Below are 16,246 nucleotides of genomic sequence, written 5' to 3'. Positions count from 1 at the left end.
GAGGGGCCGATCCGACCGGCACGCGGTGCGATCGCCTCCTCCTCCCGTTCCCACCGCTTTCAGATTTGCATCGCCCGTTAAGCCTAGAGCCATGGGCCGAGCTGCTTCGGGGCTCGGCGGTCTGCTTGAACAGTCCAACAGAGGGATCCCACCATGGGTAAAGTCATCGGTATCGACCTCGGCACCACCAATTCCTGCGTCGCCGTGATGGAAGGGTCGCAGGCCAAGGTCATCGAGAACGCGGAAGGCGCGCGCACCACCCCGTCGATCGTCGCCTTTACCGACGAGGGCGAGCGCCTCGTCGGCCAGCCGGCCAAGCGCCAGGCCGTCACCAATCCCGACCGCACCTTCTTCGCCATCAAGCGTCTCGTCGGCCGTACCTACGACGACCCGATGACGCAGAAGGACAAGGGCTTGGTGCCCTACGACATCGTGCGCGGCGACAACGGCGACGCCTGGGTCGGCGCCGACGGCAAGCGCTATTCGCCCTCGCAGATTTCCGCCTTCACCCTTCAGAAGATGAAGGAGACGGCCGAGACCTATCTCGGCCAGCCCGTCACGCAGGCCGTGATCACGGTGCCCGCCTACTTCAACGACGCCCAGCGTCAGGCCACCAAGGATGCCGGCAAGATCGCCGGCCTCGAAGTGCTGCGCATCATCAACGAGCCGACGGCGGCTGCGCTGGCCTACGGCCTCGACAAGAAGAAGACCGGCACGATCGCGGTCTACGACCTCGGCGGCGGCACCTTCGACGTGTCGATCCTCGAGATCGGCGACGGCGTGTTCGAGGTGAAGTCGACCAACGGCGACACCTTCCTCGGCGGCGAGGACTTCGACAACCGCGTGGTCGAGTACCTGATCGCCGAGTTCAAGAAGGAGCAGGGCATCGACCTGACCAAGGACAAGCTCGCCCTTCAGCGCCTCAAGGAGGCCGCCGAGAAGGCGAAGATCGAGCTGTCCTCGGCCACCCAGACCGAGATCAACCTGCCCTACATCACCGCCGACAACACCGGCCCGAAGCATCTCGCGATCAAGCTCTCGCGCGCCAAGTTCGAGTCGCTCGTCGACGATCTCGTGCAGCGTACCGTCGAGCCCTGCCGCAAGGCGCTCAAGGATGCCGGCGTGACGGCGGCCGAGATCGACGAGGTCGTGATGGTCGGCGGCATGACCCGCATGCCGAAGGTCACCGAGGTGGTGAAGGCGTTCTTCGGCAAGGAGCCGAACAAGGGCGTCAACCCCGACGAGGTCGTGGCCATCGGCGCGGCGGTCCAGGCCGGCGTGCTCCAGGGCGACGTCAAGGACGTGCTGCTCCTCGACGTGACCCCGCTCTCGCTCGGCATCGAGACGCTGGGCGGCGTGTTCACGCGCCTGATCGACCGCAACACCACGATCCCGACCAAGAAGTCGCAGACCTTCTCGACGGCCGAGGACAACCAGAACGCGGTCACCATCCGGGTCTTCCAGGGTGAACGCGAGATGGCGGCGGACAACAAGATGCTCGGTCAGTTCGACCTGATGGGCATCCCGCCGGCACCCCGCGGCATGCCGCAGATCGAGGTGACCTTCGACATCGACGCCAACGGCATCGTCAACGTGACGGCGAAGGACAAGGCGACGAACAAGGAGCACCAGATCCGCATCCAGGCCTCCGGCGGCCTTTCGGACGCGGATATCGACAAGATGGTCAAGGACGCCGAAGCCAACGCGGCCGAGGACAAGAAGCGCCGTGAGCTCGTCGAGGTGAAGAACCAGGGCGAGAGCCTGCTCCACTCCACCGAGAAGTCGGTGGCCGAGCATGGCGACAAGGTCGGCGCGGCCGAGAAGGGCGCGATCGAGACCGGAATCGCGGCGCTCCGCACCGCGCTGGACGGCACCGACGTCGAGACCATCAAGGCGCGGACCAACGACCTGATGCAGGCCTCGATGAAGCTCGGCGAGGCGATGTACGCCGCCAGCCAGGACGGCGCGCCGGAAGGCGCCGCCGCTCCCGGAGCCGAGAAGAAGGACGAGGACGTCATCGACGCCGACTTCTCCGAGGTCGACGAGAAGAACGAAAAGAAGCGCGCCTGAATCCGGCGCAGGACGCGGGGGCCGGAGCGATCCGGCCCCCGTTCGTTTCCAGGGCATCGGGCCGAAAGGCGGTTGCCGGCTTTCAGACGACCCGATGCCGGGACGATGCTTCCAGGCATCGTTTTTTCATGTGATGACGACGAAGACTTGATCCCCGGGCCCCTCTCGGGGATCAAGCATGTCGAGGGGTTTCGAGGGCCGGTATGTCGAAGCGGGACTATTACGAGGTCCTCGGCGTCACCAAGACGGTGACGGAAGTCGAGTTGAAGGTGGCCTTTCGCAAGCTGGCGATGGTCCACCATCCCGACCGGAACCCCGGCAACAAGGAATCAGAGATCGCCTTCAAGGAGGTGAACGAGGCCTATCAGTGCCTCTCCGACGGCCAGAAGCGCGCCGCCTACGACCGCTTCGGCCATGCCGCGTTCCAGCAGGGCGGCCAGGGCGGCCCCGGATTCGGCAACGAGTTCGGCGACTTCATGTCGGACATCTTCGAGAACTTCTTCGGGGACGGACGTGGGCAGCCGGGCGGTGGCGCCGGGGCCGGTCGCGGCCGCGGTGGTGCGCCGGGCCGCGAGCGCGGCGCCGACCTGCGCTTCAACCTCGAAATCTCGTTGGAAGAGGCCTTCTCCGGCAAGACCGAGGCGATCAAGATCCCGACCTCGATCGCCTGCGAGCCCTGCTCCGGCACCGGCGCCAAGCCCGGCTCGAAGGCTCGCCCCTGCTCGACCTGCGGCGGCTACGGCCGCGTGCGCGCGGCACAGGGCTTCTTCGCCATCGAGCGGACCTGCCCGAACTGCCACGGCCGCGGCGAGGTGATCGACGATCCCTGCCCGTCCTGCTCCGGGGCCGGCCGCGTCACCCGCGAGCGGAACCTCTCGATCAACGTGCCGGCCGGGGTCGACGACGGCCTGCGTATCCGGCTCGCCGGCGAGGGCGAGAGCGGCCTGCGCGGCGGGCCTTCGGGCGACCTCTACGTGTTTCTCTCGATCGCGCCGCACACCTTCTTCCAGCGCGACGGCGCTGACCTGTTCTGTCGCGTGCCGATCTCGATGGTCACTGCGGCGCTGGCCGGTGAGATCACCGTGCCGGTGATCGACGGCACCCAGACACAGGTGCGCATCCCCGCCGGCACGCAGGCCGGGAAGCAGTTCCGCATCAAGGGCAAGGGCATGCCGGTGCTGCGCACGCGCGAGGTCGGCGACCTCTACATCCAGGTCTCCGTCGAGACTCCGCAGAACCTGACCAAGCGCCAGCGCGAGCTGCTGCAGGAATTCGACCAATCGGCTTCCGCCGAGAACCACCCCGAGAGCGCCGGGTTCTTTTCCAAGGTGAAGGACTTTTTCGTCGCCGGCACGGGGCGTCCCTGATCGTACGGACGGCCGCCGACCCGCGACGACCGTTAATGCTCCGGGGGCCGGATTCTCGCCTGCGGCGCGCCCGGACCCGCGCTGCACGCTGACGCACCCTGCCCGCGAAAAAGACAGGCGCGCATGACGGAGAACGCTCCCGGGACGAACGGCCCCCTCGCCGGCCTCAGGGTGATCGAGCTCGCCCACATCATGGCCGGCCCGGTCTGCGGGCTGATGCTCGGCGACATGGGCGCCGAGGTGATCAAGGTCGAGAAGATCGACGGCGGCGACGACACACGCCGCTCGGTCCCGCCCGCCATTGAAGGCGAGAGCGCCGCCTACATGATGATGAACCGCGGCAAGCGCGGGCTCGCCCTCGACCTCAAGAGCGCCGAGGGCAAGGCGATCTTTCGCCGGCTCCTCAGCGGCGCCGACGTGCTGATCGAGAACTACCGCGGCGGCACCATGGAAAAGCTCGGCCTCGGCTACGAGACCCTGCGCGTGGAGTTTCCGGGGCTGATCTACTGCGCGCTCTCGGGCTTCGGCCGCACCGGCCCCTATGCCGACCGGGCCGGGTTCGACCTCGTCGCGCAGGGCATGAGCGGGCTGATGAGCATCACCGGCGAGGGGCCGGGTCGGCCGCCGATGAAATGCGGCCCGCCGGTCACCGACATCACCGCCGGCATCCTCGCGGCCATGGGCGTGCTTGCCGCCTGCACGCACAAGCTCAGGACCGGCGAGGGCCAGGCCGTCGACACCTCTCTGTTCGAGGCCGGCATCACCCTGACCTACTGGCAATCCGCCATCGCCATGGCGACGGGCGCCGCGCCCGGGCCGATGGGCTCGGCTCATCCGCTCAACGCCCCCTACGAGGCCTTCGAGACGGCCGACGGCTGGATCACCATCGGCGCGGCCAACCAGACCAACTGGCTGCGCCTGCTCGCGGTGCTCGGGGCCGAGGATCTCTCCGGCGACCCGCGCTTCGCGACGAACCGCGACCGCATGGCCCACCGCGAGATTCTCGCCGCAGTGCTTGCCCCCCATTTCCGGCAGGCGAGCTCCGAAGACTGGCTGGTGCGGCTGGAGGCCGGCGGCGTGCCGGCCGGCCCGGTCCTCGACGTCGCCGCCATGCATCGCGACCCGCAGACGCGCGCCCGCGCGATGGTGGTGGAGGTCGACCACCCGAAGGCCGGCCGCATGGCGACCCTCGGCCTCCCCGTGAAATTCTCGCAGACGCCCGGCCGGGTCCATGGCCCGGCCCCGCTCTTCGGCGAGCACAGCCGCACCATCCTGAACGAGGCCGGCTACGACGCGGCGGCGATCGAGGGCTTTTTCGCCAAGGGCGTCGTGCGCTGAACCGCAGGATCGCGGAATCCTGCCGGACTTCGGAAGGTTTTCGTTCGATCAAGAGGGCGGACGGCGCCTCCCCTCCCCCTTGCCGAGAGAAGAGCGCCTTCCTCGACCGAGCCGATGAACCGGAACGCCCTCACGGCTTCATCACCGAGGGCGGATTGCCGTCGGTGATGAACTCGGCCGCGAAGGTGCCGCCCTGGGTGTCGGCCTTGCAGCTCACCGAGCCCGGCCGCGCATAGGGATTGGTGAACCGGCAGGTTCCCACCGCCCTGGTGCGGTCGAACTGCCCCTTGAACCCGAAAATCACCCCGTCGACCGGCTGCACGGCCGTATCCGGATCGGGTTTGATCTGGCTGCTGCCCATGCCCGTGAAGGTCAGGGCCGCGCCGTCGCCGGTGACGAAGTAGAACCCGACCCGGCCGGTCGCGTAGCTGGTGTTGAGCAGCGTCCCCTTGCACTGGCCGGTGACGTCCCGGCCGCCGATCACGAGGCGCTCGCAGGTCCCGCTCACCGTCGCCAGGGTCGGCACCTCCGCGCCCTTCTGCGCGGCCGCCGCACTCCCGGCGAGAACCGCATGGACGCCGAGGATGAGGAACGACCGGATCATCCGGCCAGGATAGCCGCCAGGAATTATCGAGCGGTGAAGGCCGTAGCGAAGCAGGAGAGAGTGGCGCGCCCTGCGGGATTCGGGGGCGGCAAGCTCAGAATATTGAAAATGCAGGTGTTTTTCCGTCACCGCGTAGCATTAGTGTAGCACGCTTTCGTAACAATGCCACGCTAAGCACGGTGCGCCCATTGCCGCGCTGGGACGGGTGCCGTCCCGGGGAGCAGCCCCTTCTCCGTCAGGTCCGCCCAGAAGCTGGCGGGGATGTCCTGAGAGAAAGATTCGATGTTCTGCCGGGTCTGCTCGACGTCCTTGGCGCCCAGCACCACCGTCGCCACGGCCGGATGCGCGGCAACGAACTGGATCGCGGCGGCCGGTAGGCTCACGCGGTGCGCAACGCAGACGTCCTCGATGGCAGCGACCTTTTTCGCGATGTCCTCGGGCACGTCGCCGTAATCGTAGCTCGCCCCACCGTTCTTGACGCCTGACGCAAGCACGCCGGAATTGAATACGCCGGCGGCCACGACCGAGACGCCGCGCTGCCGAAGCTCGTCGAACGCACCTTCCAAGGGGGCATGGTTGAGCAGCGAGTACCGCCCGGCGATCATCGCGCAGTCGATGTCGAACTCGCGCGCCACAGTCACCACGGCCTCGGTCTCGTTGACGCCGAGACCCACAGCCTTGACCGCACCGGAACTCCGCAATTCGTCGAGGGCGCGGTAGCCGCTCTCGCGGATCTGCTTCCAGTACACGTCGGCCTGGTCGCCGTGCCAGGCGCTGCCGAGGTCGTGCACGTAGAGGATGTCGATGTGGTCCAGCGCCAACCGCTTCTGGCTGTCCTCGAACGAGCGCATAATGCCTTCGTAGGTGTAGTCGTAGGTGTCGAGGAAGGGCAGCGGCTCGACCCAGTCGATGCCATAGACGGTATCGAGCGCCTTGGTCCGGCTCTTCGCCTTGAGCACGCGCCCGACCTTGGTGCTGACCGTCACCGCCTCGCGGATGCCCAGTTCGCGCAGGGCATGGCCGAGGTTGTACTCGGCCTTGCCGAAGCCGTAGAGCGGCGCGCAGTCGAAGTACCGGATGCCGCCGTCGTAGGCCGCCTTCACGATTGCCTGGGCGTCGGCGAAGCTCACCTTCGCCTTGAAGCCGGCGAGCGGCACGGTCCCGAAGCCAAGCGACGTCACTGCCGCGCGCATCCTGCCGAGCGCGCGGCTTTGGAATTCAGCCATGTCGAGATCCTTCTGGAGCTAGGTCAGCGCTGGGAGATGCGTGCCAGCGCCTCGTCGATGGGCGTGTCGCCCGAGGTCAGTTCGATGATGGTCCGGCTCACGTTCGGTCGTTCGATGATCGCGGCTAGGGTGGCCGCGACGTCGTCCCGCGGCACCGCGCCGTAGGGGATGGCGGCCGCCGCACGCACGCGGCCCGTGCCCGGCTCGTCCGTCAGGGTTCCGGGCCGGAGGATCACCCAGTCGAGGTCGCTCGCGACGAGGTGCGCATCCGCGAGCTTCTTGACCCGGGCGTAATTCTCGAACCCGGGATTGCGCTCGCCGCCGCGCAAGGCGTCGGGGAAGGCCGAAATGAGGAGGAAGCGCCGGATGCCGGCCTGCCGGGCCGCCGCTACGGCGAGTTCGAGACCGCGGCCGTCGATGGCGTTGGTGACCTCCATCCCCGCGCCGCCCGCGCCGGCCGAGAAGACCACCGCGTCGCTGCCGGCCATCAACGTGGCTAGCGCATCGATGGACAACGCGGTCAGGTCACCCTGAACCGCCATCGCCCCCAAAGCGGCGAGTTCCCGGGCCTGCTCCAACTTGCGATGCAGCGACCGAACGGCGTGATCGCCCTGCGAAAGCATGCGCGCCAGGCTGCGGGCGACCTTTCCGGAGCCTCCGACGACGAAGACGTTCATGCGGCACCTATCGGTTGGTTGGGGAGCAAGCTCATACTGGTCATCGGAAAGCCGATGCCGGCATCGAAGGCTCAGCCCTCATAGGCGTGGTAGACCTTGGCAATGATGCGCCACGTGCCGTCCTGCTTCAGCAGGGAATGGAAGTCGGTGTAGTCGAGGCCGATGACGTCCTTCTCCATGTCGACGCGGACGACGGCGGTGGTGGGCGTGATCGCGAGGATGTCGATCCGCGTCCTGACCTCGGTCGCCTTCCCGTTCTTCTCGACGAAATCGTATAGGTTGGTGATCGGACCGCCCATCAGCGCACCGTTGGTGAAGCCGTACATCACCGCGTCCCCGTGGAACGCCTTGGAAAGGTCGGCGACGCTCCCGCTTTTCAGCCCGTCGACGTAGGCCTGAACGGTGGCGACGACGGCGTCGTAATCGCTCGTCGGTACGGTCTTGAGGTTTCTGGACATCGGATTTCCCTGCGTGGCCATGTTCGAACGTCGATGAGGGCGGGGCGGTCACCGGCGTGGAACCCCCAACCCGATGGTCGGAAGGATCCCAAGGCCACATCCGCCTCGACGACTTGTACGGCTTGAGATAGGTGATGCGTTGGGTCCGAATAATGGGCCAGAACCGCATTTTACTCGTGCATGCCATGCAGGAATTGTTGGAGCCCGGCGGTTTCGAGGAGCTGACAGCCTTCGTGGCCGTCGCCGAGGCCGGTAGCTTCGCCGCGGCGGCCAAGGTCCTCGAACGCGATGCGTCCGTGCTCTCACGGCGGGTGAGCCAGCTCGAACGGCGGCTCGGCGTTCGGCTGCTGTCGCGCACGACGCGACGGGTGACGCCGACCGAGGCCGGTGCGGCCTACTTCACCCGGGTTCAGGGCGTCCTGGAGGAGTTGGCCAGCGCCAGCCGGGAGGCCAGCGACCACGCCGCCAGCCCGCAGGGCCTCGTTCGCGTCTCCATCCCCATCGTCTTCGGTAGGCAGTGGATCGCGCCCATGCTGCCGACATTCCTGGCGCGGTACCCGGATATCCGGCTCGACGTCCGGACGTCGGACTACTTCATCGACGTCGTGGCCGAAGGCTTCGACGTGGCGATCCGCGTCACAGCCGGAGCGCAGCGTGACAGCACGCTCACCACCCGCAAGATCGCGTCCTACCAGAACCTGCTCGTGGCCTCGCCGGGCTACCTTGCGGCCAACGGCATTCCGGAGAAGCCCGCCGACCTGACGCGTCACAGATGCCTGGGGTTCACCGGTTCCACGGCCTGGCCGGACTGGCCGTTGGTCCGGGAGGGGAAACGCCAGACCGTGCGTCCCGCCTGCTCCCTGACCGCCGACCATTCCGAGGTCCTGCTCATGGCGGCCGTGGGGGGCGCAGGCATCGCGTTCGCGGCCGACTGGCTGGCTGGTCCCGCACTGCGAGACGGCACCCTCGTCGAGGTCCTGCCGGGTTGGGTCGGCAGGGAGGACGGAGGCGTGTACGCGATCCTGGCGCCCGGTCGCCTCGTCCCCGCCAAGACCCGCCTGTTCGTCGACGAGGTCGCGAACGTCATCAAGGCCGGCTGGGCATGCCGACCGAACGGCAGGCGAGACTGACCCTGTATCGCAATCGGCGGCCTTCGCTGCATCCGACGGACCCGCGAGCCCAGGGCCCCGTTTAGAGGCGCCCGCCTGGCCGAGGAAACCTAACGGATGGCACTCACCTTGAGCGTCCGAGACGGGTGGGAAGCGGGCTTTAGCCCTCCGCCCGGAAGCGGACGTTCCGTATGCGACAAGCCTTGATTGCCGCCGCCTCACTCAAGCGACCTGCTGGGGGGGGCCTGTTACCTGATAAGTCTGAGCCGTTCCCTTCCGCATGCGCTTAGCTGCGTAGAGCGCTGCATCGGCGTGACGCAAGACCCTTTCGCGGTCGTGCAACGCTTCGCTGGACCATGCGATGCCGATGGTTCCTGTCACTCGCGCGATGTGCCCCTGTCCATCCATGACAATCTCAAGGTCGTGCAGAAGGCGCCGCACCATCCGGTCCAGGTCCGCCCGACCGAGGTCGGTAGGTACGACGACCGCAAACTCATCTCCCCCCAGGCGTGCCGGGAGCCAACGCTCGTATGAAGATGAACGCAGCCGGTCAGCGACAAGGCGCAGCACAGCGTCGCCCGCCGCATGTCCAAGCGCATCGTTCACGCCCTTGAAGCCGTCGAGATCGATCAGCAGCAAGCCGACGTCGCCGTTCGCCGCGCGCGCTTCATGCAGCCGCGCGTCGAGGAGGCGGTGGAACTCGGCCCTGTTGGCCAGTTGCGTCAGGTCGTCGGTCCGGGCCTGGTGCCGAAGCCGCGTCTCCAGCCTATGCTGCTCAGTGATGTCCTGGATCAATCCGATAAGGGCGGCGGGCCTGCCTTTGGCCAGCTCGATCTCGCAGGAGCATCGTACGCGCCGAGCGTTGCCCTTGGCGGTCACGAGGTCTGCCTCCAGCTCGAACGGCTCCCCCGTGTCCAGAGTGCGCATCACAGCGATTCTGAAGGTGGTGCGGTCGGGCTCAAGCAAGGCGCCCATGATATCGCCGGTCGGCTTGCCGTCGCCAACGGGCAGCTCGTGGATGGCGAAGACGCCGTCCGACCAGGCAACGGATCGCTTCTCGATGTCGTACCGGTACGATCCCATGTCGGCCATACCCTCGGCCCGCTTGAACTGCCGGCGCTCGCGTTCCAGGCGTTCCACCGCCATCCGGTGCTCTTCGGCCGTCTTTGCAGCGCAAAGGGCAAGGGTCCGGGCCTCGATCAGGGCTTCAGCGACGGAAGCCAACTCCGTGAGGAGTTCGAGGTCAACCGGCGTCGTATCACGCGGCTGCTCATCGAGGACGCAGAGTGTTCCGACCGTAACTCTGTCGCCGTCAGCACGCCGGACGCGCACCGGAACACCCGCGTAGTAGCGGATGTGCGGTGCACCCGTGACGAACAGGCTTGTCGCGAAGCGCGGGTCGAGGCTGGTATCCGCCACGATTAGCGGCGCTTCGGTTTCGAACACGATGGGGCAGAACGCCTGGGCCCGCTGTGTCTCGGCTGCCAGGGGCCCGCAGCGCGCTTTGAACCACTGCCGCTCCGGGGCAACCAGAGTGATCGAGGACATGCCAGTTCCCAGCATGCGTTGTGCGACCTTGGCGAGGGCGTCAAACTCGCGCTCAGGTGGCGTGTCGAGAAGGTTGATTTCCGCAAGCGCCTGTTGGCGCAGTGCCTCGCGCTGTGTGTCCGACATGGTCTCCTGACGCCCGTGTGCGGCCCCGTCGAGGCAAGCCCGCCGTCATGTTGCATACGGCGGATAGGCTTAAGTGAGCGTAACCTCAGCTACGTAATGAGTCCGAACCGGCTTTTGACCTGTGAGTACGGTGAGGAGGTACTGCCGGGAGCAGATAATCGCCCTAAGTCTGAGCAAAGCGGTGGGGCACCGCGACCAAATGGGGCCGGCTCGTTATTTGAAACTCCGTCCCAAAAGACGACTGGCAACAAACCACCTCTGCGGTCGTAGGTCCTTGCCAATAAGGCTACCGAGAAGGAGACCTTCCTAGGGTGATCATCTCGTTGGCGCACCACACGTTAGATGTACGGTTCCAGACCGTAGTGAGGTGCGACATAAAGTGCGATTGCACGCAATCTTTTTTCTATGGAAATGTTAAGACTCTACCCCGCCGTCGCGGCACTCCGCGCGGCTGGCCCGAGAAGGTTTTTATATGTCGCACTACTATTTTGATGTCTGTAACGGGGTTGATGTCTCTGATAGCGTTGGACTGGATCTTGCAGACGACAACGCTGCGCTACATCACGCTCGCTCTGTAGTTGCGAAGTACGCCTCTGATCCTCACAACCTCGCAAGCAGCGGCCATATCGTCGTGACAGTACGCACAGGCCCTACGACAGTGCTCACAACGACCCGGCTGGTTTTTCAGGAAGACCTGCCGGCGGTTGCCTAGCGGTCAAAGTGGCAAGTTCAATGAGAACCATTTCAAGAAGCACTCGAACTCGATAGCTTCTACCGCCATCAAATTTGGCCTGCGCCTCAAGGCAAAGCTCCGTTGCTTCTGCGATCTGGGCTGGCGTTAGCGGCATTGGCAACCTCATTGACCTGTTGCGTGAGCTACCAAAGGGCGTCGTACTAGTGCAATTGGACTAGACGTCGCCGGGCACTTTTCCCCCAATCGCTTGCCGATTATCCCTGGGTTTTGGCTCTCCGATCATGGCCTGCCCCCATTTGGTGGCCCGTGTTCAAAGGTAGTGCATCGTCGGTTGGAGTTGACCCGTTTGTAGTCCACAACCTATGCAAGTTCTCGGGCCGTGACAGTTTGGTTGGCGAAGGCTCGGGGCGTCAAGCCGCCCAGGGCCGTATGAGGGCGATCTTCGTTGTAGTGGCATCTCCATTCCTCGATGCGCTCGCGGGCATCGGCCAAGGACAGGAACCACGAGGCGTTAAGGCACTCCGCCCGTAGACGGCCGTTGAACGACTCGATGTAGGCGTTGTCGGTCGGCTTGCCCGGTCGGGAGAAGTCGATCTCGACCCCGTTCAGGTAGGCCCACTGGTCGAGCATGCGGCCGGCGAACTCGGGTCCGTTGTCCACCCGCAGGCTCTTGGGCCGCCCCCGCAGCCTGACCAAAGCGTCGAGTGCCTCGGTAACCTGGTAGGCGCGGAAGTTGGCTCTCGGTGTGAGCGAGAGCGCCTCTCGTGTGTGGCAATCGACGACGGTCAGAATCCGGAACGGACGCCCGTCGAAGATGCGGTCGGATACGAAGTCCATCGCCCAGACCTCGTTGGGCCCACCGATCGCCGGCCGGCCCTGACGATACCGCCAGGCCCGCTTGCGCTTAGGCAGCTTGGACCGGATCGACAGCCCCTCGTCGCGGTAGATCCGGTAGGTTCGCTTGTGGTTCACGGCCCAGCCCTCCCGTCGCAACAGGATGTGCAGCCGCCGATAGCCGTAGCGCACCCGCACGGCGGCCAGTTCCTTCAGCCGCATGCGCAGCGCTACCTGCGGATCTGAGCGCTTGCGGTAGCGCTGGGAGGAACGGCCGAAGCCGGTAGCCTGGCAGGCCCGACGCTCGCTGATGTCGTAGGCCACCTGCAGGTGACCGGCGACCTCGCGGCGAACGGCGGGCCTCACCACTTTCGCTTGAGTACGTCCTGCAGCATGGAGCGGTCCAACGTCAGATCGGCGACCAGTCGTTTGAGTTTGCCGTTCTCGTCCTCCAGCTGCTTCAGCCGCCGAATCTCCGGCACGCCCATGCCGACGAACTGCTTCTTCCAACGGTAAAAAGTCGGCTCGGACACGCCCATTTTCCGGCAGACCTCGTCCACCGTCGCACCGTTCTCCGCTTGCCGCAGGGCGAAGGCGATCTGTTCGTTCGTGAAGCGTTTGCGAGGCATGGCATCCACCCTCCTTCAGGGTTCAGGATGCCCGAAAAACTTGCGCTCGACGCGGACCAGTTTGCTGGGTCAGGATCACGGTCCTCGTGGAGTTGACCCCGTTTGTGGTCCACGGCCTATGTGAGTTTCTGGGCTGTCACAGCTTGGGTGGCGACCGGACTTTAGCCCTTCGGCCAGAAGCAGACGTTCCGCATCTAACCCAACCAAGGCGTACGATTCTTACTTCGTCGCTTTCCTAAGCGGACCTTGGGCCGTGATTGTACCGTCGTTGCGGATGCTTCTGTGCGGTTAGGGCGTGCCCAAGGCCGGATCGCGCTCAGGCGGGTCCTAAGGCGGGCGTCCCACAGGCGTAGCAGAAGCGCTCGAACGTGCTCTTGCGGTGAGTGCAGGCCGGGCAACGCTCGAACACACCGATGCCGCAGTGCGGGCAGAAGTTCGCTTCCAAGTTGGTAAGATCAATCGGACGTTCGCAGCCGGGACAGACCTTCTTGGCAAGACGTAGCAGAGCTTGGTCGGTCGCAATCTCCGTTCGGCGCTCCTCGTTCGGCCGCGCCTCGGCCAGCTTCTGGCGTTCGTTGTAGGCATGCAGTGCGTTGATCGCTGCGCGGCCTACGACGAGGGTCAAAATGACCCCGACGCCGTACTGCACGTAGCCGCCGTAGCTCGGCAGGTAGGGAACAAGCTCAACGAAAAAGGCAAAGGCTGATGCGAAGGCAAAGCCCCACACGAAGGGCCAGTTGCGTGTGCGCCGCCGCTTCAGCAGAAGCCATCCGGCCAAAGCGAGCAGCGGGAGCGTGAGGGCAAGCCGATAGCCGAAGACGCGGAGTTCCTGCTCCCGCTCGGCCGCATCAAGCTTCGACTGGGCCGCTGCGCGCAGATCTGTATCGACCCGCTCCTGCGCGTTTTCTCGCTCTGATAGGGCGAGGTCAACGCTCGCCCGCTCCTCCAGGCGCTCCTCAATGGCGCGTTCCGCACTCTTGAGGGTATCGAGCTGCTGCGTGCGGGCAATGAGCCCGGGATCCTGATCGACCCGCTGAGTGGCGTCGCGAGTCTTCAACCAGTTGGCGAAGGTTTCCTGCGCGGCCTCGGAAGCGGAGCGCGCCGCCGCAAGGGCAAGCTGGTCCTGTTCGGTCCGGCGGCGGCTGTCCGCCTGCTCACGCCTGATCTCCCGCAGGGCCTCCGCGGCCGGGCGAGCCTTATCTGCATCAAGGAATTGCTCAATGCTGTAGCGGTGCTCGACCTGGGGGAGGTCACCGACCACAAGGGAGCCGAGGCCGATCAGGAACCAAGCGAAGAGGAACGCCACCAGCCAGAGCACAAGCGTGAACCAGCGTTCCGACAGCCTGCGACCAGATGCCATTTCAGTAACCTTGCTGGGTAATGACGGGCCTGCATCCGCTGATGTGCGGCGCCTGCCTCGTTGATACGGGCGCCTCGGGATGCCCGCAGACTTGAGGAGGCATAAGGACGAGCCTTTACCTCGAAGGAGACATCGACCCTGGGTTCGGCGGTCTAAACCTGATCTCAGCCTGGGCGCGCCCGGCTCTCGTTCTTATGGCAAGACTCTAGATCGCGTACGGAGCGGTTGTAGGTCTCGTTGAAGCGTTGCGCTGGTTGGCTCGGATCACCCTTGGCGCGAATGTCCCGGGCTACATCCCGGCCATGCCCGATCAGACTTGCGACCGTGTCGGTGTAGCCGGTGCAGGATGAGTTCGCCTTCGGGCTCATGCTGTCAAAGGTCGTACCAAGCTGACGGTTGGCGTTCGAGACATCGCCGAGTGCGGCCAGGAAGGGGGCGATATCCGCCTTCGGTCCCAATGCCTCGAACTGCCGTATCGCACGACGCAGCGTGAGGCTGGTGGCGAGGAGACGGCGCGCAGGCGCATCGTCCGGCAGAGCTGCCAAGCGCCGCTCATCCCGGGCGATCTCGCGCTCGAACAAGGCCGTGCCATAAGCGTCCATCGCTTTGGCAGCAGCCTCGACGCGGGGAACGAGGATCGCGTGCTGCTCGCGTGCGAACTTGAAGCCATCCTCGTTGAACTCCCGCGTGGTCTGATAGCGGGTTAGCGCCTTCAGGGTGGGATTAACCTCGCGTAGGGCGGCCAGCAGCCGTGCGGCCTGAGCATCCACCTCTGGGACGACGCTCGGCATGGCAACGGCCTTATCCAACTCGTCGATGACCCCATCGAAATCCACAATGCCGAAGTGGTACCAGGCGTTGGCGCCGAGCTTCGTTCCGAGTTTGAGCACCCGCTCATTGTCGCGCCGGTAGTCAGCCAACTGCTGCTCCAGGGGATGAGACCGGACGAGGTGATTCTGGGTCTCGGTGTAGGCATTGGCCTTCGCCAGAGCCTGAACTTCGGGAGTCTGCGCTGGCGCCGGGCGGGCTGCCACCCGGGCTGCTCCGGGCGACGGTGGCGGGTTCTGCAACAGAGACTCAGAGGCCGGGGGTGCGGCAGGAAAATCGCATTTGAAAGCGTCGATTAGGCTTTTGCGCACGGCGTTGTGAGCCTGAGCGCATTGAAAGGCTACGGTCGGCCGAGCCGCCTCGTTGCGCATGACCGAGTCTCGGAAGCTCTCGCGCATCGTGTTGATGCCCTGGCGGATGCCGGGGCGAGCGGCTTCCGGTACCCTGGGGCTGGCCGCGCATTGGGCATAAGCCTCCAGGAAGGCGTCACAGCTCTCGACGCCCACCGGTGTCACCGGAGTGACCGCCACCACGGGTGTGGCAGTGATCCCCCACAGGAGGGTCAGCGCATAAGCCGAACGGTGAGACATGCCTGACTTTCTCGTGGAAGCTGTGCCGTGCATTCTAGTCCTGGAAGTTGAAGCGCTGGGCCCTGGAACGACGACGCTAGAGATTGCGGAGGGCAAGCAGCGGGACGAAGGCGGCCAGTACGACGGGTACGGACCAGTACTCCATTCGGATCCAGAACAGCGCGTGCCGCCGCATGAGTAGCACGCGCTCATTCGTGGCGGGGTCGATGAGCTCGCGCGGAGGGGTGCTGTTGAGGCGTCGACCGACCACCCAGTTCAAAGCGGCGGCGGCGAAAAGGCCAAGGCTGAAAGCGAGAAACGCAAGTTCGGGGTGTCCAATCGCTTGCAGCGATAGCTGGACCAATGCACCGACGATGATCGCGGTGCCGACGACAACGGGGACAACCAGGATGCCCCAACCCGACCAGACGAACAGCATGAATGTCAGCTCTCAGGTGAGGTTCGTCGACGAGGAGGTGGGGCGACGCGCCGAGCCACACCCTTCAATCAAGAAGCTGCGGTAGAACGGCTCAGCGATAGCCTCAATGCCGCGCCCTAAGATGACAAACAAGGGGCGCTCCTCCCGGATGCCCGGTGCTGTGGCGGAGCGTGCTACCCCATCTTGAGCCTTGATCAGTGTTTGGTCCCGGCATTTGGTGGAGCGGGTTTGACGTGAAGCGGCTTGGCTCGGCGGACCATGCCCTGCAGATGGCCTCGTAGGGTGTGAGGCCACGCAGGGTCTTGAGGCGGCGCGCGAAGTTGTAAGCGCTGACGAAGTCGGCCAAGTGAGCGCGGAGCTGTGCATGGCT

General features: G+C 65.4%; 13 protein-coding genes and 1 pseudogene. 4 read left to right on the top strand and 10 right to left on the bottom strand.

The genetic code is table 11. The features are described 5' to 3' along the window. Positions 1-153: 153 nt before the first annotated feature. The 3 genes from dnaK to FV217_RS09905 all read left to right on the top strand — a co-directional run bounded on the left by dnaK (position 154) and on the right by FV217_RS09905 (position 4,775). A complete protein-coding gene (gene dnaK / locus FV217_RS09915) occupies positions 154-2,070 on the top strand; it encodes a molecular chaperone DnaK (RefSeq protein ID WP_147817025.1) in 1,917 nt (638 codons plus the stop codon). A 203-nt stretch (positions 2,071-2,273) separates the two neighbouring features. After that, positions 2,274-3,437: a molecular chaperone DnaJ gene (dnaJ, locus tag FV217_RS09910; RefSeq protein ID WP_147817024.1), complete on the top strand. Its 1,164-nt coding sequence runs from the start codon at positions 2,274-2,276 to the stop codon at positions 3,435-3,437. A gap of 123 nt (positions 3,438-3,560) precedes the next feature. Further along, the gene (locus FV217_RS09905; RefSeq protein WP_147817023.1) at positions 3,561-4,775 is read left to right on the top strand and encodes a CoA transferase; all 1,215 of its coding nucleotides are present in this window, start codon (positions 3,561-3,563) and stop codon (positions 4,773-4,775) included. A 130-nt stretch (positions 4,776-4,905) separates the two neighbouring features. Here FV217_RS09905 and FV217_RS09900 read toward each other — a convergent pair whose 3' ends face one another. The 4 genes from FV217_RS09900 to FV217_RS09885 all read right to left on the bottom strand — a co-directional run bounded on the left by FV217_RS09900 (position 4,906) and on the right by FV217_RS09885 (position 7,740). Beyond that, positions 4,906-5,379, bottom strand: a complete 474-nt coding sequence (locus FV217_RS09900; RefSeq protein WP_147817022.1) for a hypothetical protein — start codon at positions 5,377-5,379, stop codon at positions 4,906-4,908. Positions 5,380-5,549: 170 nt separating this feature from the next. Beyond that, positions 5,550-6,605, bottom strand: a complete 1,056-nt coding sequence (locus FV217_RS09895; protein ID WP_147817021.1) for an aldo/keto reductase — start codon at positions 6,603-6,605, stop codon at positions 5,550-5,552. A gap of 23 nt (positions 6,606-6,628) precedes the next feature. Next, positions 6,629-7,282: an SDR family oxidoreductase gene (locus FV217_RS09890; RefSeq protein WP_147817020.1), complete on the bottom strand. Its 654-nt coding sequence runs from the start codon at positions 7,280-7,282 to the stop codon at positions 6,629-6,631. A 71-nt stretch (positions 7,283-7,353) separates the two neighbouring features. Next, positions 7,354-7,740 (bottom strand): nuclear transport factor 2 family protein, encoded by a 387-nt coding sequence (locus FV217_RS09885; protein ID WP_147817019.1) that lies wholly within the window; start codon positions 7,738-7,740, stop codon positions 7,354-7,356. Positions 7,741-7,892: 152 nt separating this feature from the next. Between FV217_RS09885 and FV217_RS09880 the strand changes: the two genes are divergently transcribed. After that, positions 7,893-8,870, top strand: coding sequence for a LysR family transcriptional regulator (locus FV217_RS09880; RefSeq protein WP_246682755.1), 978 nt, complete (start codon positions 7,893-7,895; stop codon positions 8,868-8,870). A 201-nt stretch (positions 8,871-9,071) separates the two neighbouring features. Here FV217_RS09880 and FV217_RS09875 read toward each other — a convergent pair whose 3' ends face one another. The 6 genes and pseudogenes from FV217_RS09875 to FV217_RS23385 form a co-directional block, all read right to left on the bottom strand. Then, positions 9,072-10,523 carry a sensor domain-containing diguanylate cyclase gene (locus FV217_RS09875; RefSeq protein ID WP_147817018.1) on the bottom strand — a complete coding sequence of 484 codons (1,452 nt, stop codon included), beginning with the start codon at positions 10,521-10,523 and terminating at the stop codon, positions 9,072-9,074. 1,054 nt (positions 10,524-11,577) lie between these two features. Further along, positions 11,578-12,680, bottom strand: a protein-coding gene (locus tag FV217_RS09870; RefSeq protein ID WP_147817050.1) for an IS3 family transposase whose coding sequence is annotated in 2 segments (ribosomal slippage) — positions 11,578-12,419 and positions 12,419-12,680 — 1,104 coding nt in all. Because the reading frame shifts where the segments join, the coding sequence is not laid out codon by codon here. A 316-nt stretch (positions 12,681-12,996) separates the two neighbouring features. After that, positions 12,997-14,040 (bottom strand): zinc ribbon domain-containing protein, encoded by a 1,044-nt coding sequence (locus FV217_RS09865; protein WP_147817017.1) that lies wholly within the window; start codon positions 14,038-14,040, stop codon positions 12,997-12,999. Between the two features lie 164 nt (positions 14,041-14,204). Beyond that, the gene (locus FV217_RS09860) at positions 14,205-15,458 is read right to left on the bottom strand and encodes a DUF3829 domain-containing protein (RefSeq protein ID WP_147817016.1); all 1,254 of its coding nucleotides are present in this window, start codon (positions 15,456-15,458) and stop codon (positions 14,205-14,207) included. Between the two features lie 76 nt (positions 15,459-15,534). Continuing rightward, positions 15,535-15,876 carry a hypothetical protein gene (locus FV217_RS09855; protein WP_147817015.1) on the bottom strand — a complete coding sequence of 114 codons (342 nt, stop codon included), beginning with the start codon at positions 15,874-15,876 and terminating at the stop codon, positions 15,535-15,537. 103 nt (positions 15,877-15,979) lie between these two features. Continuing rightward, positions 15,980-16,246: pseudogene (locus FV217_RS23385) on the bottom strand (hypothetical protein); the annotation flags it as partial.

Source organism: Methylobacterium sp. WL9 (assembly GCF_008040035.1).
Classification (GTDB): domain Bacteria; phylum Pseudomonadota; class Alphaproteobacteria; order Rhizobiales; family Beijerinckiaceae; genus Methylobacterium; species Methylobacterium thuringiense.
This window is presented reverse-complemented; position numbering and strand designations above follow the sequence as displayed.

What these genes read in the sequence shown, in the direction of transcription:
- dnaK (WP_147817025.1), top strand. Translation starts at nt 154, where the DNA reads ATGGGTAAAGTCATCGGTATCGACCTCGGCACCACCAATTCCTGCGTC.
- dnaJ (WP_147817024.1), top strand. Translation starts at nt 2,274, where the DNA reads ATGTCGAAGCGGGACTATTACGAGGTCCTCGGCGTCACCAAGACGGTG.
- FV217_RS09905 (WP_147817023.1), top strand. Translation starts at nt 3,561, where the DNA reads ATGACGGAGAACGCTCCCGGGACGAACGGCCCCCTCGCCGGCCTCAGG.
- FV217_RS09900 (WP_147817022.1), bottom strand. Translation starts at nt 5,379, where the DNA reads ATGATCCGGTCGTTCCTCATCCTCGGCGTCCATGCGGTTCTCGCCGGG.
- FV217_RS09895 (WP_147817021.1), bottom strand. Translation starts at nt 6,605, where the DNA reads ATGGCTGAATTCCAAAGCCGCGCGCTCGGCAGGATGCGCGCGGCAGTG.
- FV217_RS09890 (WP_147817020.1), bottom strand. Translation starts at nt 7,282, where the DNA reads ATGAACGTCTTCGTCGTCGGAGGCTCCGGAAAGGTCGCCCGCAGCCTG.
- FV217_RS09885 (WP_147817019.1), bottom strand. Translation starts at nt 7,740, where the DNA reads ATGTCCAGAAACCTCAAGACCGTACCGACGAGCGATTACGACGCCGTC.
- FV217_RS09880 (WP_246682755.1), top strand. Translation starts at nt 7,893, where the DNA reads ATGGGCCAGAACCGCATTTTACTCGTGCATGCCATGCAGGAATTGTTG.
- FV217_RS09875 (WP_147817018.1), bottom strand. Translation starts at nt 10,523, where the DNA reads ATGTCGGACACACAGCGCGAGGCACTGCGCCAACAGGCGCTTGCGGAA.
- FV217_RS09865 (WP_147817017.1), bottom strand. Translation starts at nt 14,040, where the DNA reads ATGGCATCTGGTCGCAGGCTGTCGGAACGCTGGTTCACGCTTGTGCTC.
- FV217_RS09860 (WP_147817016.1), bottom strand. Translation starts at nt 15,458, where the DNA reads ATGTCTCACCGTTCGGCTTATGCGCTGACCCTCCTGTGGGGGATCACT.
- FV217_RS09855 (WP_147817015.1), bottom strand. Translation starts at nt 15,876, where the DNA reads ATGCTGTTCGTCTGGTCGGGTTGGGGCATCCTGGTTGTCCCCGTTGTC.